The 18,740-nt window shown below is 53.6% G+C and carries 17 protein-coding genes; 6 read left to right on the top strand and 11 right to left on the bottom strand.

All coding sequences use genetic code 11. From position 1 onward, the window contains the following. Positions 1-233 precede the first annotated feature (233 nt). Positions 234-1,391, bottom strand: coding sequence for a YbfB/YjiJ family MFS transporter (locus JOE25_RS01400; RefSeq protein WP_209632433.1), 1,158 nt, complete (start codon positions 1,389-1,391; stop codon positions 234-236). Positions 1,392-1,498: 107 nt separating this feature from the next. Between JOE25_RS01400 and JOE25_RS01395 the strand changes: the two genes are divergently transcribed. Genes JOE25_RS01395 through fghA form a run of 3 tightly spaced genes read left to right on the top strand, consistent with a single transcriptional unit; the run spans position 1,499 to position 4,429 of the window. After that, positions 1,499-2,416, top strand: coding sequence for a LysR family transcriptional regulator (locus tag JOE25_RS01395; protein WP_209632432.1), 918 nt, complete (start codon positions 1,499-1,501; stop codon positions 2,414-2,416). A 28-nt stretch (positions 2,417-2,444) separates the two neighbouring features. Continuing rightward, positions 2,445-3,572, top strand: coding sequence for an S-(hydroxymethyl)glutathione dehydrogenase/class III alcohol dehydrogenase (locus JOE25_RS01390; RefSeq protein WP_012005990.1), 1,128 nt, complete (start codon positions 2,445-2,447; stop codon positions 3,570-3,572). 14 nt (positions 3,573-3,586) lie between these two features. Then, positions 3,587-4,429, top strand: coding sequence for an S-formylglutathione hydrolase (fghA, locus tag JOE25_RS01385; protein ID WP_209632431.1), 843 nt, complete (start codon positions 3,587-3,589; stop codon positions 4,427-4,429). A gap of 201 nt (positions 4,430-4,630) precedes the next feature. On the opposite strand, the gene JOE25_RS01380 is transcribed toward fghA, so the two are convergent. The 8 genes from JOE25_RS01380 to JOE25_RS01345 form a co-directional block, all read right to left on the bottom strand. Continuing rightward, positions 4,631-4,840 (bottom strand): CcdB family protein, encoded by a 210-nt coding sequence (locus JOE25_RS01380; RefSeq protein WP_314586822.1) that lies wholly within the window; start codon positions 4,838-4,840, stop codon positions 4,631-4,633. Positions 4,841-4,940: 100 nt separating this feature from the next. Next, the gene (locus JOE25_RS01375) at positions 4,941-5,183 is read right to left on the bottom strand and encodes a type II toxin-antitoxin system CcdA family antitoxin (protein WP_209632430.1); all 243 of its coding nucleotides are present in this window, start codon (positions 5,181-5,183) and stop codon (positions 4,941-4,943) included. A 107-nt stretch (positions 5,184-5,290) separates the two neighbouring features. Then, positions 5,291-6,199 carry a glutathione ABC transporter permease GsiD gene (gene gsiD / locus JOE25_RS01370; RefSeq protein WP_209632429.1) on the bottom strand — a complete coding sequence of 303 codons (909 nt, stop codon included), beginning with the start codon at positions 6,197-6,199 and terminating at the stop codon, positions 5,291-5,293. A 9-nt stretch (positions 6,200-6,208) separates the two neighbouring features. Then, the gene (gsiC, locus tag JOE25_RS01365; RefSeq protein ID WP_209632428.1) at positions 6,209-7,129 is read right to left on the bottom strand and encodes a glutathione ABC transporter permease GsiC; all 921 of its coding nucleotides are present in this window, start codon (positions 7,127-7,129) and stop codon (positions 6,209-6,211) included. Between the two features lie 50 nt (positions 7,130-7,179). Then, entirely contained in the window at positions 7,180-8,718 is a 1,539-nt protein-coding gene (gene gsiB / locus JOE25_RS01360; RefSeq protein ID WP_209632427.1) for a glutathione ABC transporter substrate-binding protein GsiB, read from the bottom strand. A gap of 23 nt (positions 8,719-8,741) precedes the next feature. After that, positions 8,742-10,619: a dipeptide ABC transporter ATP-binding protein gene (locus tag JOE25_RS01355; protein ID WP_209632426.1), complete on the bottom strand. Its 1,878-nt coding sequence runs from the start codon at positions 10,617-10,619 to the stop codon at positions 8,742-8,744. Between the two features lie 19 nt (positions 10,620-10,638). Then, complete coding sequence (locus JOE25_RS01350) at positions 10,639-11,595, bottom strand: isoaspartyl peptidase/L-asparaginase (RefSeq protein ID WP_209632425.1); 957 nt, start codon at positions 11,593-11,595, stop codon at positions 10,639-10,641. Positions 11,596-11,941: 346 nt separating this feature from the next. Beyond that, positions 11,942-12,478: a DUF924 family protein gene (locus JOE25_RS01345; protein ID WP_209632424.1), complete on the bottom strand. Its 537-nt coding sequence runs from the start codon at positions 12,476-12,478 to the stop codon at positions 11,942-11,944. A 217-nt stretch (positions 12,479-12,695) separates the two neighbouring features. Between JOE25_RS01345 and moeA the strand changes: the two genes are divergently transcribed. Both moeA and moeB read left to right on the top strand, forming a co-directional pair. Continuing rightward, a complete protein-coding gene (moeA, locus tag JOE25_RS01340) occupies positions 12,696-13,934 on the top strand; it encodes a molybdopterin molybdotransferase MoeA (protein ID WP_209632423.1) in 1,239 nt (412 codons plus the stop codon). Between the two features lie 2 nt (positions 13,935-13,936). Then, a complete protein-coding gene (gene moeB / locus JOE25_RS01335; RefSeq protein WP_209632422.1) occupies positions 13,937-14,692 on the top strand; it encodes a molybdopterin-synthase adenylyltransferase MoeB in 756 nt (251 codons plus the stop codon). Positions 14,693-14,763: 71 nt separating this feature from the next. Here moeB and JOE25_RS01330 read toward each other — a convergent pair whose 3' ends face one another. Further along, entirely contained in the window at positions 14,764-16,356 is a 1,593-nt protein-coding gene (locus JOE25_RS01330; RefSeq protein ID WP_209632421.1) for an ABC-F family ATPase, read from the bottom strand. Positions 16,357-16,816: 460 nt separating this feature from the next. Here JOE25_RS01330 and JOE25_RS01325 point away from each other — a divergent pair, with 460 nt between their 5' ends. Further along, positions 16,817-17,746, top strand: a complete 930-nt coding sequence (locus JOE25_RS01325) for a lysozyme inhibitor LprI family protein (protein WP_209632420.1) — start codon at positions 16,817-16,819, stop codon at positions 17,744-17,746. Positions 17,747-18,246: 500 nt separating this feature from the next. Here JOE25_RS01325 and tssD read toward each other — a convergent pair whose 3' ends face one another. Continuing rightward, positions 18,247-18,726 (bottom strand): type VI secretion system tube protein TssD, encoded by a 480-nt coding sequence (gene tssD / locus JOE25_RS01320; RefSeq protein ID WP_209632419.1) that lies wholly within the window; start codon positions 18,724-18,726, stop codon positions 18,247-18,249. Positions 18,727-18,740: the final 14 nt, after the last annotated feature.

The following is an 18,740-nucleotide window of genomic DNA, read 5'->3' as shown; positions in this document are numbered from 1 at the left end:
GGACTTGAACTCGCTCATCCGGCTGTTTTACCGAGCAGATGAGTGAATTGCATACTCTCCTGACGACAGAAGTTTCCGCAGTTAATAACGTGAACCCAGTCAAGATTTTGCCCCCACTCTAGATGAGAGTGAGGGGATTATCCAGTGATTGTGTTTCATCCGCAGGTGAAATATTCGCATTTAGCACAATCAGGCCAGCTGCGGCTATTCCACGTTTTTTGTACGGAATTTAATCATTGCGGCATCGGTTTTCGCGCCAGCTCGCGTGCCGGCGTATTGACCACCAGCAGACCGGCCACGATCAACGCCACGACGGCAATGTATAATGCAGGCTCCAACCTATGGGTCAGTGCGGTTGATAAGGCCGACAGCGTAGGGCCGACTAACTGACCAATCGCGTAACCGGTGGTCAATAAACCCGCCATATATCGTGCATGGTTGGGCGCCAACTCGCGGCCGTGCTGGATAGATAACTGCACCACACTGAGGAAACCACCGCCGGTCAGCAGCGCCCCCAACGCCAGCCCGGCAACCCCCGGCACAATTTCCGCACTTAAAACCCCTAACGCCTGTACCCACAGGGTGATAGCCAAACGCGTCTGGGTCGTCAGCCGGTGTCGAGTCAGAATGCCGAGAATAATCCCCAATACTGCCGCCCCACCGAAGATCGGCCAGACAAATTGCGCAAAGACACTGCCAGGAAAACGTGCGGCCGCCATCTGCGACAGGAAGGTGGCCGGCAGAATATAACCAAAGCCTGCCAAACTGTAGCTCCATACCAGGCGCTTAAGCGCCGGGGTGAGCAGCAGCGGCTCTGGGGCAACATTTGGCCGGTGTAACTCGCCGGCCTTCGGCAGGTTAATGCTGATTGCGCCGATCAGCACCAGCGCCAACGTACCGTACACCATCCAGGCTTGTGACGCTGTCAGCGCCATACTGTGAATGCCGACCGCCAACATGCCGCTGATAAAAATCCCGGCCCCTGGGCCAGCAAACACCGCGGCACTGAGTGCCGGCCGGCCATAGTGTGCCAACCGCTCGTTGGTCCAGGCCGCGACCAATACCATCGACCAGCCGCTGGCCCAACCGATGAAAAAGCGCACGGTACCATGCCACCACTCGCCCTGAACCCAGGCGGAAAGCAGCGTCAAGAGCACGGCTCCCCACACGCCTAGCCACAGTCGACGCTCGACATGTCGGCTGGCACGCATAGCGTCGTAAGCACCGCACAGGTACCCCAAATAATTGATGGCTGCCACCAATCCAGCCCCGGTCAGGGTGAACTGGTGTTCGGCAATCATCAGCGGCACCTGCGGGGTGAAGGCAAAACGGCCAATCCCCATGGCGACGATCAACGCAATAAAACCGCTCAGGGCAATTCTTATGGCCATGTAGTGTTATCCAAACTGTTAAAAGAAAGTTGCCAGTATCATGCCGTAGCATTACACTTACAAAAACTGAATAATACTCATCAAGTTCATCACGAAAAGAGAATACTATGGATCTGACCCAGCTCCGAATGTTCTGCAGCGTTGCCGAAACGGGCTCTGTCGCCCGTGCCGCCGAGCAATTGCACCGCGTGCCGTCGAACCTGACCACACGCCTGCGCCAGCTCGAAGTGGAACTGGGTACCGATCTATTTATCCGCGAAAAACAGCGCCTGCGGCTTTCACCGATGGGCCATAATTTTCTCTGTTACGCCCATCGCATCCTGGCACTGAGCGAAGAGGCCATGAGCATCACTCATGCCGGTGAGCCCGCAGGCAACTTCGCCATTGGTTCAATGGAAAGCACTGCCGCCACCCGTTTGCCCACATTGCTGGCGGCGTATCACCAGCGCTTCTCGCAGGTTTCGCTGTCGCTGAGCACCGGCACTTCCGGCGAAATCACGGAACGTGTGCGTGCCGGCACACTGGCGGCCGCCTTGGTCGACGGGCCGGTCCAGTACGATGAACTCAACGGTTGCATCGCCTTCCCCGAACATATGGTGGTGATCTCCTGTCTCGACCACCTGCCGATCCATAACGCCAAAGACGCCAAGGGTGAAACCTTGTTCGCCTTCCGCGCCAGTTGCTCTTACCGACTGCGGCTGGAATCCTGGTTCAAGCGTGAAGGTGTGCTTCCAGGCCAAGTGATGGAAATACAGTCCTACCACGCGATGTTGGCCTGCGTTGCCAGCGGTGCGGGGTTGGCGATGATCCCGCATTCTGTCCTCAGCCTGCTACCGGGTCATGAACGAGTAAAAGTGCATACCCTGCCGGATGATATCGCCCAAACCGCCACCTGGCTGTTGTGGCGACGCGACGCCTTTGGGCCAAACGTACGCGCCCTGAAAGAATTAATCATTGAACAGGCAGAAACCGCCACGGTTGAAAATACTGCCTACGACTTACCAAATGCTATCGATATAGCCTGATTTAAAAAATAGACCACTGGAGACTATGATGGAAATGATCAAAACCCGTGCCGCCGTTGCCTGGGGCCCGAACCAGCCACTGAAGATTGAAGAAGTCGATCTGATGCCACCACAAAAAGGCGAAGTGCTGGTGCGGATCGTCGCCACCGGCGTCTGCCACACGGATGCCTACACCCTGTCTGGTGCAGATCCAGAAGGCGTATTCCCGGCGATCCTCGGGCATGAAGGCGGTGGCGTGGTTGAGGCTATCGGTGAAGGCGTCACCAGCGTCGCAGTCGGCGATCATGTGATCCCGCTATACACCCCAGAATGCGGCGAGTGCAAATTCTGTAAATCCGGCAAAACCAACCTGTGCCAGGCGATCCGTGCCACCCAGGGCAAAGGTCTGATGCCGGACGGCACCACCCGCTTCTTCAAAGACGGCAAGCCCATCTTCCACTACATGGGTACTTCAACCTTCTCCGAATACACCGTGGTACCGGAAATTTCACTGGCAAAAATCAGTAAAGAAGCCCCGCTGGAAGAAGTCTGCCTGCTGGGTTGCGGCGTCACCACCGGCATGGGTGCGGTGATCAACACGGCCAAGGTGCAAAAAGGCGATACCGTCGCTATCTTCGGCCTCGGGGGCATTGGTTTGTCGGCCATCATCGGTGCACAGATGGCCGGTGCAGGCCGCATCATCGGCATTGATATCAACACCAGCAAATTCGATTTGGCACGCAAACTGGGCGCGACCGATCTGATCAACCCGAAAGATTACGATAAGCCGATTCAGGATGTGATCGTCGAACTGACCGACGGCGGCGTTGATTTCTCCTTCGAGTGTATCGGTAACGTCAACGTAATGCGCTCGGCGCTGGAATGTTGTCATAAAGGCTGGGGTGAATCCGTCATTATCGGTGTAGCCGGTGCCGGTCAAGAGATCTCTACCCGTCCGTTCCAACTGGTGACCGGCCGTGTGTGGCGTGGCTCCGCCTTTGGTGGCGTGAAGGGCCGTTCGCAACTGCCAGGTATTGTCCAACGCTACATGGACGGCGAGTTCGCTCTGAACGACTTTATTACGCATACCATGGGACTCGAACAGATTAACGAGGCGTTCGATTTGATGCACGAAGGCAAATCTATCCGTTCCGTTATTCACTTCGATAAAAAATAAGCCAGGAGGCAGAGATGACTTTGTCATTAGAACTTCTCGAAGAGCACCGTATGTTCGGCGGCTGGCAACAGCGCTACCGCCATGCGGCGCAGAGCCTGAATTGCAACATGACTTTCAGCATCTATCTGCCACCACCGCGCGACGATAACCCGCCGCCGGTGCTGTACTGGCTGTCGGGGCTGACCTGCAATGATGAAAACTTCACGTTGAAGGCCGGCGCACAGCGCATCGCTGCTGAACTGGGACTGATACTGGTTATGGCTGATACCAGCCCACGCGGCGAGGATGTCCCCAATGATGAAGGGTACGATCTGGGCCAGGGTGCCGGTTTCTATTTGAATGCCACCCAGGCTCCCTGGGACAAACACTTCCGGATGTACGACTACATCAGCGATGAGTTGCCGGCGTTAATTAATCAGCATTTCAGCGTAAGCGACCGTCAGTCGATTTTCGGTCACTCTATGGGCGGTCACGGTGCATTGATGATGGCATTCCGCAATCCTCAGCGTTTCCGTTCTGTCTCGGCGTTCGCGCCGATCGTGAACCCCTGCCAGGTACCCTGGGGGCGTAAAGCCTTCAGCACCTATTTGGGGGATGACGAAAGTCAGTGGCTGCAATATGACAGTTGTCATCTGCTGGCCAATGGTGCGGAAAAAATGCCGGTGTTGGTGGATCAGGGGGATGACGATCAATTCCTGGCCGATCAACTGCAACCTGCCAAGCTGGCCGAACTGGCACGCCAACGCGACTGGCCGCTGACCTTGCGCATCCAGCCGGGTTACGATCACAGCTATTTTACCATCGCCAGTTTTATTGAAGACCATCTGCGTTTCCACGCCGAGCATCTGTTCCGATAAATAAAGCCAAATAAAGGGGTTTGGCGGCGTATGACTGCCAAATCCCTTACTCAGAACGCGAAGAAACTGTCTCTATACCTTTGTACCAAGGGTAAAAGGCTTGCGCCAGATTGCACACTTTTCAGATGGCGAAATAAGCCAGCACACCGCATTTCGGCTCCGGTAATAGAATATTCAACGGGGGCTGACGACAGGATTTAATCAGAAACCATCAATCAGAAAATCAATGGCGGCCTTAATTTGATTTCTCTGTTCACTCGCATTACCAGCAACATCCCCAATCTGCGTCCGCCGCACGCTGGCCATTTCGTGCGTCATGGCCAAATAGCGCGCCCCATTAACCTCAATTTCCGGACACAAACGCGGAGGAATTTTCGTTCTGATTTTGTCCAGAGGGTAGAGAGGAATCACTAATTTTGTCGAAAGGACATCAATAAGATCGCTTTGAACATCCAGTAGATAGGGTAAGCGGAGGCAGGATGCGTATTATGATAAACCGTGAACTGCATAGTCAGAACACCTTGTATTCATCAGAAAGCAAACCATTCTCTTCAGAAATACGGTTGAGCTCTTCCAATGCATGTCGATTTTCCTCACGCCATTGTTGAATTTCAATATCGCGTACCCGAGCATTTAAAGCATCAGCCAATACTGAGGATACATTGACGCCGAGAGCCTTTGCCTTCTGGAAAAGTTCGCGATCAACAGTCACGTTTACCGTTTTTTTTGTCGAGCTATTATTGACTGCAGACATACTTTCACCCCTGCTTGACGCATGGATTAAATAATCATCAATTATACTCATGAAGCAGGGGTATACCAATCAAACTATGCCGCACTCCGCCCCTGCCTCACAGAAAATCATCCCTTCAATTTCGGATCCAAGGCATCTCGCAGCCCATCCCCCAACAGGTTAAATGCCAATACGGTAATGAATATCGCCAGGCTGGGGAAAATCGCCACGTGTGGTGCAATCACCATATCCGCTCGCGCTTCATTAAGCATCGCCCCCCATTCCGGCGTGGGGGGTTGCGCGCCCAAACCGAGGAATGACAGGCTGGCGGCGGTGATGATGGATGTGCCGATACGCATAGTAAAATAGACCACGATCGACGAAATCGTCCCAGGGAATATATGCCGCATGATAATGGTCCAGTCCGACGCCCCCAGGCTGCGTGCCGACTCGATATAGGTCAGGTGCTTCAACACCAGCGTGTTGCCTCGTACCAGCCGGGCAAATGCCGGGATGCTGAAAATGGCCACCGCAATGATCACATTGGCCATGCCGCTGCCCATTATCGCCACCACACCGATTGCCAGCAAAATGCCGGGGAAGGCAAACAGCACGTCGCAAATACGCATGGTGATGCGATCCCACCAGCCTTCGTAGTAACCCGCCAACAGGCCCAGCAACGTCCCAATCACGCCGCCGACCAGCACCGAAAACACCCCGGCAGCCAGTGAGATACGCGCCCCCATCAGAATGCGGCTAAAAATATCCCGCCCCAGTGAATCCACCCCCAGCCAATGCATTAACGAAGGGCCTTCGTTCAGTCGGTCATAATCAAAGTAGTTTTCCGCATCAAAGGGCACCAGATAGGGCGCCAGCAATGCGGCTACCGCCAACACCACCACCAGCGCCCCGGCCAACAGCGCCACGCGTTGTTGGCGGAAACGCCGCCAGAACTCATGCCATGGCGTACGCACTGCGTGAGAATCCATCGTCGGTAGCGCTTTCAGTACGGCATTACGTCGCCAATGCTTAATCATCCCGCGTCCTCATTTGTAGCGTATCGCCGGGTTAATTGCCGCATACAGCAGGTCCACCAACAAGTTAATCAAAATAAACTCCAACGAAAACAGCAAGACTTCAGCCTGGATCACCGGATAATCACGCATCTCCACCGAGTCGACCAACAGCCTGCCCAGCCCCGGCCAGTTGAACACTTTCTCCACGACGATCGAACCGCCGAGCAAAAAGCCAAACTGTAACCCCATCATGGTGACCACCGGGATCATCGCATTGCGCATCCCATGTTTCACCACCACCATGGTTTCCCGTACCCCCTTGGCCCGCGCAGTGCGCATATAGTCCTCTTGCAGCACTTCCACGAATGAAGCACGGGTAAAACGCGCCATCACCGCCGCCACCGCTGCTCCCAGCGTGATGGAGGGCAAGATATAGTGCCGCCAGCTGTCCGCGCCCACCGTCGGCAGCCAACCCAGATTGACGGAAAACACCTGCATCAGCAGCATACCAAGTGCAAACGCGGGGAATGAAATCCCAGAAACGGCCAGCGTCATACCGAGGCGATCGGGCCACTTATTGCGCCATACAGCAGACACCATGCCGATCCCCATACCGAAGATCGTCGCCCACAGCATGCTGGTCAGAGTCAGCCACAACGTCGGCAGGAAACGCGAGCCGATTTCTTCGCTCACTGGGCGTTTGGATACCATCGAGGTGCCAAAATCCCCCTGCAGCGCATTGACAAAAAAGTGCACAAACTGCTGCGGTAGCGGCTTGTCCAACCCCAAATCCTTACGGACCAGTTGCACCACCGCCTCGTCGGCTTCCGGGCCTGCCGCCAGCCGGGCCGGATCACCAGGCAACATATGGACGAACAGAAACACCAGCACCGCGACAATCAATAACGTCGGGATTAGGCCTAACAGTCGTTTCAGAAAATAATTAAGCATCTCGCGCGAGTCCCCTCACCCCGCCCTCGAAGAGAGCGGGGATGGGTGCCTTATTTAAGGTCGGCATTGTCAAAGTTGAACGAGGTATCCGGCATTACATAGAAACCACTCAACTGCTTGTTATTGGCGGACAACAGGCGTTCTGTCGCCAGGAAGATCCAGGGTGCGTCAGCCCAAATACGATCCTGTGCATCCTTGTACAGTTTTTGCTTTTCGGCACGATCGGTCGTCGCCAGAGCACTGGTCAGATCCTGATCCACCTGCGGATTGCTGTAAAACGCCGTGTTGAACTGCTTCGGCGGTGCGGCCTGGGTAGAGAACAACGGCGACAGTGCCCAATCTGCCTCACCGGTTGACGCAGACCAGCCGGTATAGAACATCCGTACCCCGGTGTCCTTCACTCCAACGCTTTCCACCTGCGCCGCACGCTGGCCGGCATCCATGGCAGTGACCGTCACTTTCACCCCAACCTGCGCCAACTGCTGCTGGGCAAATTGCAGTACTTTTTGCGCAGTACTGTGGTTATGAGAGGACCACAGCGTGGTCGTGAAACCGTTAGGATAGCCAGCCTCTTTCAGCAGTTCGCGGGCCTTGGCCGGATCGTACGGCCACGGCTTATAACGGGTAGCAAAATCGATGGCCGGTGGCACCGGCCCTTCTGCCGGTACCGCATAGCCGGAGAACGCCACCTTGATCAACGCATCTTTGTTGATGGCGTAGTTTAGCGCCTGACGGACCTTCAGGTTGTCAAAGGGCTTTTGGGTCACGTTCAGGCTGATATAACGCTGCAGAATCGAGGGAGCGGCCACCAGATCAAGCTTGGCATTGCCTTCCAACACCTTGGCTTGCTCATAAGGGATCGGGAAGGCAAAGGTCGCCTCGCCGGTTTGCAACATCGCCGCTCGGGTATTGTTGTCCACTATCGGTCGCCAGGTGATGCTGTCGAGCTTAGGTAGCCCCGGTTTCCAATACCCATCAAACTTTTTCACCTTGACGAAGTCGGTTTGGTTCCAGGTCACGAATTGATACGGGCCGGTGCCGACAGGATGGAAACCGATCTCTTTGCCGTACTGCTTCAGCGCCGCCGGGGATATGATCACCGCTGCCGGGTGTGCCAGGTTGTTGATAAACGCCGAGAACGGCGCCTTCAGCACAATCTTCACCGTGGTGGCGTCCACCACCTCGGTTTTGTCGATCATCTTGAACAGGTTGTAGCGTTTGAGGTGGTTGTCCGGGTTGCTGGCGCGATCCAGGTTAACCTTCACCGCCTCGGCATTAAACTCGGTACCGTCGTGGAATTTCACCCCCGGGTGCAGCTTGACGGTGTAGGTCAAACCGTCTGGGCTCACCTCGTAGCTATCAGCCAATACGTTCACCAGTTTCATATCCTTATCAAAACCAAACAGGCCCTGATAGAAGGATTTGGCCACCGCCTGTGACAACGTGTCATTGGCATCATAGGGATCAAGCGTGGTGAAGTTGGACGCGACGGCGATCACCGCATCCTTTGCTGCCCAAGCTGGGCCTGCGCCCACCGCCGCCAGCAGCACGACGGCCGCTAATGCCTTACGTTTGAATGTGTGCTTCATGGTGCTTGCTTCTCCTGAGGTCACTAAAAGGCACCGGCGATCGGGTGACGGGCAACAAAGTGCCCGGGGCCAACCTGCACCAGCGGTGCGGTAACGGGTTCATCACCCAATGCGCGGATCGGGCTGGGGATTTCATCTACCAGCAGCGGCTGGCGTTTGTGATCATGGGTCGGATCGGCCACCGGCACGGCCGCCATCAGCTTGCGCGTATAGGCATGCTGGGGGTTATCAAACACCGCACGACGTGGGCCGATCTCAACGATCTGCCCGAGGAACATCACGGCGACGCGGTGGCTAATACGCTCCACCACGGCCATATCATGGGAGATAAATAAAAAGGCGATGCCAAACTCACGCTGTAAATCGAGCAGCAGGTTGACGATCTGCGCCTGAATCGACACATCGAGAGCCGACACCGACTCGTCGGCGATCACGACTTTAGGATTGAGTGCCAACGCACGTGCAATGCAGATGCGCTGCCGCTGCCCGCCGGAGAATTCATGTGGGTAGCGCCGAGCGTGTTCCGGTTTCAATCCGACACGCTCCAGCAGCCAGGCGACCCTCTCTTGCGCCGCCTTGCCGCGCATCACGTTATGTATCAGCAAGGGTTCCATAATCGAGAAACCGACGGTCAAACGTGGGTCAAGTGAGGCGTAGGGGTCCTGGAAAATAAACTGAATGTCTCGCCGCACATGCTGTAATGCCGACCCTTTCAATTGATTAATCTGACGACCATCAAAAGTAATGGTACCGCGCTGGCTGTCCACCAGCTTCAGCAACGAACGGCCGGTGGTCGATTTTCCGCAACCTGACTCCCCCACCAAACCCAGCGTTTCTCCGGGGTAAAGATCAAAGCTGACATTTTCCACCGCATGTACCTGACGGGTGACACGGTTCAGAATGCCGCTGCGCAGATCAAAGCGAGTAACCAGGTTTTCTACCCGTAGGATCGGCGAGGCGCCTGACGGCACGGTGTCCTGCGGCCCACCATTGTCCGTACCGTCCGGCAACGGAAACTTGGCCGGAAAGTCTTGCGTCGCCATCGAACCGAGCTTCGGTACCGCGGCCAGCAATGCCTGGGTATACGGCTGTTGCGGGGCGGTGAACACGTCTCTCACTGTCCCCTGTTCGACGCTCTCCCCCTGGCGCATCACCAGTACCCGGTCGGCAATCTCCGCCACTACGCCCATGTCGTGAGTAATGAAAATCACCCCCATCTGCATTTCCTGCTGAAGCACACGGATAAGCTGCAGGATCTGCGCCTGAATGGTCACGTCCAGCGCGGTAGTCGGTTCGTCAGCGATCAATAAAGCAGGTTTGCAAGAGAGCGCCATGGCGATCATCACCCGCTGACGCATACCGCCGGAAAGCTGATGCGGATAGCGCTTGAGCACGTCTTTGGCTTCAGGGATCCGTACCAGGTCGAGCATCTGTAAAGCGGCTTGCTTCGCCGTGCGGTGATCCATTGCCTGATGCAGGCGTAAGGATTCGGCGATCTGCTCACCTACCGGGAAGACCGGATTCAGCGAGGTCATGGGTTCCTGAAAAATCATCGCCATATCGGCACCGCGAACCCTGCGCAGCATGCCCTGAGGCGCCTGGGCCAGATCCAGCACGTCACCGCTACGCCGCCGAAACGGCATGGCACCACTGACGATTTCCCCGCCCCCCTGCTCGACTAAACGCATCAATGCCAGCGAAGTGACGGACTTTCCTGAACCGGACTCGCCCACGATCGCCAGCGTTTCACCGCGATCGACATCAAATGACAGGTTACGCACCGCGTTGACGGTTTCGCTCTGTTGATGAAATTGAATACTCAGATCACGCACCGACAGTACGCGCTGCGGTGGCAGCACTAACCCACTGTCGGCCGCGGGTGGCATTAAGGTCTCAGTCATGCACCCTCCTGGCGATCGATTAGCGATAAATCCCTACCGACGGCGCATCGCCGACATAACCAAAACCGCGGTACATACCTTCACTATTAAAAGGCAGCGCCACGTTACCCTGGCTGTCGATGGCGATCATGCCGCCGCTGCCACCCATCGCCAGCAGCTTTTCCATTACCACCCGGTCGCTGGCCTGTTGCAAGCTGAGACCGGCATACTCCATCAAGGCGGAAACGTCATAGGCCGACACGCCGCGCATGAATATCTCACCCGTGCCGGTACTAGACACCGCCACGGTGGCGTTATTGGCATAGCAACCGGCGCCGATAATGGGCGTATCACCGACCCGACCCGCTTGTTTGTTCGTCATTCCGCCGGTCGAGGTCGCTGCCGCCAGGTTGCCCATGACGTCCAGCGCCACCGCACCCACGGTGCCGAATTTACGATCGGGATCAATCGGCTCACCGGTCTGTGCGGCACCGTCATGATCGAGCAACACGCGCCCCTGCTCCGCCTGAGCACGGTGCAATTGGTCAAAACGCTGTTGGGTAAAGAAGAAGTCGGGGGAGACCATTTCCAGGCCATGGGCGGCGGCGAATTTCTCAGCGCCCTCTGCGGCGAACAAGACGTGTTGGCTGTTTTCCAGTACCGCGCGCGCAGCCAGCACCGGATTGCGTATCCGGCTCACGCACGCCACGGCGCCAGCATCACAGGTTCGGCCATCCATCACACAAGCATCCAATTCATGCGTGCCCTGATGGGTAAACACGGAACCTTTGCCTGCGTTAAACAACGGGCACTCTTCCAGTAACCTTACGGCTTCGGTAACCGCATCCAATGCGCTGCCGCCTCTGGCCAGAATCGCCTGACCCGCGCCAACAATGCTGGATAACGCCAAAATATACTCTTGTTCCTTTTCAACACTCAGCGCCGCACGGGTAATTGCACCCGCACCGCCATGAATAGCAATCACTGGTTTGCTCATTTGCCTGACACCCTGTGTTAATCCCGCACCGTTTCCGGGCTGATAATTATTTATTTTATCTTTTCCCGACTATATTTAGCCCGGCATTCTATGTAAAGCATTAAGTCATGGCTCAGCCTTTAGCGTAGCCCGCTTAGATTATTTCGCACATTGAAATAGCTTAATGGAATAAAAACAGTGGGTTATAACGCACTCAAAACGTCATAAATAACGGCTGGGATTTTTGGTAAAAACACCTGACGGAAGGAGAACTATTATCTAAAGAAATAACCGATATCTCTGAACATTTCGAAACCACAGGTTCAACCTGCTGTTTTTACGCAGGCTGAACGCAGAAAATCAATATTCAGAACCCCGATCCCGGTAACAACAAAAATGCTTCTTCTTCCGGCGTAGAGACACGGCCTAATATCGCATTCCGGTGCGGGTAACGGCCGAAACGGTCGATAATGGCTTTATGCCGCAATTCAAAATCCAACTGATCGCCATTATCAAGTTCTCGGTAAAGCGCCAGCGCTTGCTGATGAATCAGTGCCGACTCCGAATGCATAAAAGGCAAATAGAGAAAACCACGTTGCACCGGGCTGAGCTGTTCACACTGCCCGGTGCGGATCGCCTCTTGCGCTAACACCAATGCCATACAGTCGCTGGCAAATGAACGTGGCGTACCCCGGAACAAATTGCGGCTGAACTGATCAAGGACAATCACCTCCGCCAGCCGCCCTTCAATGGTTTCTCGCCAGTGAGCCAACTCTCCGGCAGCGGCGGCATGCCAAATCTCGCTAAAACGCGTATGCAGCAGGCGATCAAAATCATCATCCTTTTTGAACCACAATGCCGGTTCGATCTCGTCGAACCAGAAGTCTAATACCTGTGTGTGCATCACTGCCTCCTGTTGTTTATACCCTTCATACTTGAAGCTGCATCTGTGTTAACTGCGAGCATCCCCCCTGTCACTTACTTGAGTAAGCTCCCGGGGATGAATGCTCTTGTCGCCGTGATGCAACTCCAATTATTTTGGGTATACATCAGCATAGCATCCTTCATAATACCCCTACTTTGCCGAAAATTTCGCGCACCCTGATTACGGAGCTCCCCCGATGGATCATTGCCATACTTCCGATCTCATTTCCCTGGAGCAGGCATTAGAGAAGATGCTCAGCCAGCTTTCTCCCCTGCAACAGACCGAATCCATTGCCCTGACCGCCGCTGCGGGCCGCATTACTGCCGCACCGGTGATATCCCCTATTGATGTCCCGCCGTTCGCCAACTCGGCCATGGACGGTTACGCCGTGCGCCTCGCCGACTTGCAGGCCAACACGCCACTGCCTGTGGCCGGAAAAGCCTTTGCCGGTGCGCCATTCAACGGTGAGTGGCCGGCAAATTCCTGCATCCGCATCATGACCGGCGCGCCTATCCCTGCGGGTACAGAAGCCGTGATCATGCAGGAACAAGCAGAGGTGAGTGAGGCTGGCGTACGCTTCACCGTTGAAGTGCAAACCGGGCAAAATATCCGCTTGGCCGGGGAAGACATCCGCCAGGGCGCAGAGGTGTTGCCCGCAGGTGTGAGATTGGGTGCCGCACAGTTGCCCTTGTTGGCTTCGCTCGGCGTCGCCGACGTACAGGTCATGCGTAAACTGAAGGTAGCCGTATTTTCTACCGGTGATGAACTGCAACCGGTCGGCCAGCCCCTGCAGGCCGGTCAAATTTATGATACCAACCGTTTTGCTGTGCGCCTGATGCTGGAACAACTCGGCTGTGAGACGCTGGATCTGGGCATTATCCGTGATGATCAACATGCGTTGCGCGCGGCCTTTGAACAGGCGGACAGTCAGGCAGATGTGGTGATCAGCAGCGGTGGGGTCTCGGTGGGTGAAGCCGACTACACCAAGCAAATGCTCGATGAGTTGGGCGAAGTCAGTTTCTGGAAGCTGGCAATCAAACCGGGTAAACCTTTTGCTTTCGGTAAATTAAAGCATGCTTGGTTCTGTGGCCTGCCGGGCAACCCGGTTTCCGCAGCCCTGACCTTCTACCAACTGGTACAACCGCTCTTGGCGAAACTGGCCGGGCACAGCGACTGGCATCTGCCACCGCGCCTAAAAGCCCGCACATTGACGCCATTGAAGAAGGCACCTGGTCGCCTCGATTTCCAGCGCGGCGTGTTTACCAGCAATGCTCAGGGTGAGTTGGAAGTGAGCACTACCGGGCATCAAGGGTCGCACATATTCAGTTCATTCAGTCAGGGTAACTGCTTTATCGTATTGGAGCGCGAACGCGGCTTTGTTGCCGCAGGCGAAATGGTCGAAGTTGAGCCCTTCAACGCCCTGCTGAGGAACTGAGCATGCTGCCGGAATTAACCGATGCCGAAGCGCTTCGCTATAACCGCCAAATTATCCTGCGCGGCTTCGACTTTGACGGCCAGGAAAAACTGAAAGCCGCACGGGTGCTGATTGTCGGCCTCGGCGGGTTGGGCTGCGCCGCCGCCCCCTATCTGGTCGCGGCGGGCGTGGGTCACCTGACGCTGGTTGATTTCGACACCGTTTCGCTCTCCAACCTGCAGCGCCAGGTTCTGCATCGCGACGCGCGCATCGGCATGGCAAAAGTGGAGTCTGCCCGCATCGAATTAAGCGCGATCAATCCCCATGTTCACATTGATACCCTTGATGGCCAACTGAATGACGAACAGATGGCGGCGCAGATTGCCGCCTGCGATCTGGTGCTCGATTGCACAGACAACGTGGCGACGCGCGACCTGCTGAACCGCCTGTGTCACGCACAACGCAAACCCTTGGTATCCGGTGCGGCGATCCGTATGGAGGGGCAGCTCAGTGTCTTCACCTATCAACCTGACGAGCCTTGTTACCGCTGCCTGAGCCGGTTATTCGGTGACAATGCGCTGACCTGCGTTGAAGCCGGGGTAATGGCACCGCTGGTCGGCACGATTGGCACCTTGCAGGCCATGGAGGCCATCAAGCTGCTGGCGCAGTATGGCCAGCCACTCACCGGTAAACTGCTGATGTTTGATGCAATGACCCTGCAGTTCCGCGAAATGAAACTGCCGAAGAACCCGCAGTGTGAGGTGTGTGGCGGGGAATAACAGCAACAAAAAAGGCGGGATTGCTCCCGCCTTAGCGTGTCACTGGTTAGGGGCGCGCCCCTACCGAAGCGTTATACGATACCCTGGCTACGCAGATAGTCTTCGTAGTTGCCGGTAAAGTCGACAACCTTGGTCGGTGTCATTTCCAGTACGCGGGTTGCCAGCGAGCTAACGAACTCACGGTCATGGGAAACGAAGATCAAGGTGCCCTCGTACATTTCCAACGCCATGTTCAGCGACTCGATGGATTCCATGTCCAGGTGGTTGGTTGGTTCATCCATAATCAGGATGTTAGGGCGCTGCATCATCAGCTTGCCGAACAACATGCGGCCCTTCTCCCCCCCCGACAACACCTTCACTTTCTTCTTGATGTCGTCCTGGCTGAACAGCAAACGACCCAGTACGCTACGCACCGCCTGCTCGTCGTCTTTTTCCTGTTTCCACTGGCTCATCCAGTCGAATACCGTCAGGGTGTCATCGAACTCGTATTCGTGATCCTGCGCGTAGTAACCAATCTTGGCGTTTTCAGACCATTTCACGCTGCCGCTGTCCGGCTGAGAGTCGCCCACCAGCGTTTTCAGCAAGGTAGACTTACCAATACCGTTCGGGCCCAGCACCGCGACTTTCTCGCCGACTTCAACCATCAGGTTAAACTTGCTGAACAGTGGGCCGTTATCGAAGCCTTTGGTCAGTGCTTCTACTTCCAGCGCGTTACGGAACAGTTTCTTGTCCTGTTCGAAACGAATGAACGGGTTCTGGCGGCTTGAAGCCTTCACTTCTTCCAGCTGGATCTTGTCGATCTGGCGTGCACGCGAAGTTGCCTGCTTGGATTTGGACGCGTTGGCGCTGAAGCGGCTCACGAACGACTGCAGTTCGTTAATCTGTGCCTTCTTCTTCGCATTATCCGCAACCAGACGCTCACGCGCCTGAGTGGCCGCCGTCATGTATTCGTCGTAGTTGCCCGGATAGACACGCAGCTCGCCGTAGTCCAGATCCGCCATGTGAGTACACACCATGTTCAGGAAGTGACGGTCATGCGAGATGATAACCATGGTGCTGTTACGTTCGTTCAGCACCTGCTCCAGCCAACGAATAGTATCGATGTCCAGGTTGTTCGTCGGTTCATCGAGCAGCAGGATTTCTGGATCGGAGAACAACGCCTGTGCCAGCAATACGCGCAGCTTGAAGCCCGGCGCAATTTCGCTCATTGGGCCGTAGTGCTGTTCAACCGGAATACCTACGCCGAGCAGCAGTTCGCCGGCACGCGCTTCAGCGGTGTAACCGTCCATCTCGCCATAAGCCACTTCCAGATCGGCCACTTTATAGCCGTCTTCTTCGCTCATTTCGGCCATCGCGTAAATGCGGTCGCGCTCTTCCTTCACTGCCCACAGTTCATGGTGGCCCATGATGACAGTGTCCAGCACGCTGTATTGCTCAAAAGCGAACTGATCCTGACGCAGTTTACCCAGGCGTTCGTTCGGGTCGAGGAACACGTTGCCGCCGCTCGGTACCAGATCGCCACCCAGGATTTTCATAAAGGTGGATTTGCCGCAGCCGTTGGCCCCGATCAAACCATAGCGGTTACCGCCACCAAATTTAACAGAGATGTTTTCAAACAGCGGCTTACTGCCAAACTGCATAGTGATGTTGTTAGTGCTTAACACAGCGCTCGCTCTTCATATCATTGGGAATGTGATTTGGCGCGCATTATGCCATAACGGGGATAAGAGATCGCGGGAAGTTTTGGTGACAATTTGAGCATCAAGGTAAAGCTCACACCAGGCAGGCAATGGATTCCGTGCAAAAAGTCTACGCGTTAGTAATATGTACCAGACACTTCCAGTGTGCTAGATGACTGCAGCCTAGAAGGCTAGGGCCGAAAACCAGAACTATCAAAACTAAAACAACTTGCTTACAACCGTTCTCTCCCTATTTAAATATGCGTAGCCTCATAAAACCTCCTCGCTATAGAAATAAAGAGATATAACAGTGATTCTATCGTTAGCAGTAGAGAAAATTTAGGTACCACCGACTGAGGGCTACAATGAAACTAGAATTATCATATGATAAGATATTAGATGATAATTAGTTCACACATTAACCATCAGAGTCAGAGGAGTGAGAGTGAATAATAAACTAACTATAATTTCACTTGCGTTATTATTAGCAAGCTGTGATTCTAAAAATACAAACACAATAGAATGCTCTAGTGATATAAGTTCTCAAACACTCACTGAATCCCTAAAAAAATCAGCACTCGAACAGATTTCAGAACAAACATCAAAATATGAAGATGTCACCAATGCCATCAAACGTTCAACTCTTGATAAGATAATTTTTGACATCAAAGACATAACTACAACAAGTAAAGATCCAAATAGCTCGATGCGAACATGTTCAGCAACTGTCGGCATAAAAATAGAACCAGAACAATACAGTGAACTTTCTGATTTTTACAGATTAAATTATAACAAAAATTTAGATAAGGTTATGGAGCGATTCAACTTAGAACGAAATGCAAACATCTTCTCAACTAGAGTCGACTACACGATACAACCTACAGATGATAATAAAACAATTTTTGTTGAAACATCTATTAATAATAGCATTTCTTCTGGTTCAGCCTTTATTTCCACGTTAGCGATAGTAAAACCATACAGAGAGCAGGAAAAATTACTACTAGAAAAGAAAAACCAAGAAAAAATACAGACACAAGCACAAGCACAAGCACAAGCACAAGCACAAGCACAAGCACAGCATAAAATAGAACCTCAAGACCCAGCACTGCAACGTAGCAATCAATTATCCAATCCATCACTTACAGATTCTCGTGATAACTTTATGGCGATTGATAAAAAACTTAGTGACGTTTGGCATTCACTTGGGCAAGAAAAACAAAAAAGACTTATCACTGCACAGCGTCAATGGATAAAAAACAAAGAAGCAATCTGCGGAAAAATATCGATGAAGGGTACAGACCAAGAGGTCAATAAAATGTTTCAGTGTCAATATGATATGACAAAAAATAGAATTTCGGAATTGATGGTTGAGTAACTATATAGATACAAATAGTCATTAACCGAATACTACGTTGCATGCATAGTATTCGGTTTATCTTTTACATATGAAACAACACTGTGATGTTGTTAGTGCTTAACACAGCGCTCGCTCTTCATATCATTGGGAATGTGATTTGGCGCGCATTATGCCATAACGGGGATAAGAGATCGCGGGAAGTTTTGGTGACAATTTGAGCAGACAGCAAGCGCAGAAAAACAAAGAGCACCCTGCGGCCAGCCTGGCATCAAAACAGTCAGGTAGGTCTTCGTGCCGGCAAACAAGTATAAAGGCTACCTCAGTACGAACAGTCCACGGAAGAATGGCGCTATAGAATAACGAGATGGCACATCGTGCAATGAAAAAAATCCTACGTGGCGAGAGTAATACGTCAGACAGAGATGGCTGAGCGTTGTATCTAATACTGGGAGCAAGTCATATAGAATCAATAAGAGAAGGGAGCCTATTCCCCCTTCCTTCTTTCCTTACCACGCGAATCAAGCGCAGACTCGACTGTTCCATGAATCTCGGTAGATTATGTTTCCATCTGTGCACTTCCATGTGATTGCTTCATAACGCAGCTCTAGAGTTTCCAAGTGAGTGCTGCTCATACCGTTAGGAGCAAGATAAGGAGAAACCGTCGTGACTTTGACATTTTCCAGAATGATATTGAAATATTCAGCTTCGATACCCGATTCCATAATACGATACATCTTGATCGTCGCTTTCTTCATTGGTCGGCCTTCACACACTGCGCGATACAAGAGCGGCGTAGTCTTATCGAATTCTTTCACTATCGTGATCGGATTGTGAACACGCGTTCCAGTAAGCTTTCCCCAGCCAGGATCAACCGGAATAGTGACTGCATGGGAGAATGATTTAAGCTCGATAGAACCTAAACGCATCGGCATCATACAGCTACCGACAATCGGGGAGCCATTTTCGTCTTCAAGCCATAAATGTGCAGGGGTAGACATACAATTTCCTTATC

The organism is Serratia sp. PL17, from assembly GCF_017832355.1.
Lineage (GTDB): Bacteria > Pseudomonadota > Gammaproteobacteria > Enterobacterales > Enterobacteriaceae > Serratia.
Note: the sequence above shows the minus strand (reverse complement) of the source record. Positions and strands in the feature narration are given on the sequence as shown.

Coding starts and splice junctions, on each gene's coding strand:
- JOE25_RS01395 (WP_209632432.1), top strand. CDS start 1,499: ATGGATCTGACCCAGCTCCGAATGTTCTGCAGCGTTGCCGAAACGGGC.
- JOE25_RS01345 (WP_209632424.1), bottom strand. CDS start 12,478: ATGCACACACAGGTATTAGACTTCTGGTTCGACGAGATCGAACCGGCA.
- gsiC (WP_209632428.1), bottom strand. CDS start 7,129: ATGCTTAATTATTTTCTGAAACGACTGTTAGGCCTAATCCCGACGTTA.
- gsiB (WP_209632427.1), bottom strand. CDS start 8,718: ATGAAGCACACATTCAAACGTAAGGCATTAGCGGCCGTCGTGCTGCTG.
- JOE25_RS01355 (WP_209632426.1), bottom strand. CDS start 10,619: ATGACTGAGACCTTAATGCCACCCGCGGCCGACAGTGGGTTAGTGCTG.
- fghA (WP_209632431.1), top strand. CDS start 3,587: ATGACTTTGTCATTAGAACTTCTCGAAGAGCACCGTATGTTCGGCGGC.
- JOE25_RS01350 (WP_209632425.1), bottom strand. CDS start 11,595: ATGAGCAAACCAGTGATTGCTATTCATGGCGGTGCGGGTGCAATTACC.
- JOE25_RS01400 (WP_209632433.1), bottom strand. CDS start 1,391: ATGGCCATAAGAATTGCCCTGAGCGGTTTTATTGCGTTGATCGTCGCC.
- JOE25_RS01375 (WP_209632430.1), bottom strand. CDS start 5,183: ATGTCTGCAGTCAATAATAGCTCGACAAAAAAAACGGTAAACGTGACT.
- moeA (WP_209632423.1), top strand. CDS start 12,696: ATGGATCATTGCCATACTTCCGATCTCATTTCCCTGGAGCAGGCATTA.
- tssD (WP_209632419.1), bottom strand. CDS start 18,726: ATGTCTACCCCTGCACATTTATGGCTTGAAGACGAAAATGGCTCCCCG.
- JOE25_RS01390 (WP_012005990.1), top strand. CDS start 2,445: ATGGAAATGATCAAAACCCGTGCCGCCGTTGCCTGGGGCCCGAACCAG.
- gsiD (WP_209632429.1), bottom strand. CDS start 6,199: ATGATTAAGCATTGGCGACGTAATGCCGTACTGAAAGCGCTACCGACG.
- moeB (WP_209632422.1), top strand. CDS start 13,937: ATGCTGCCGGAATTAACCGATGCCGAAGCGCTTCGCTATAACCGCCAA.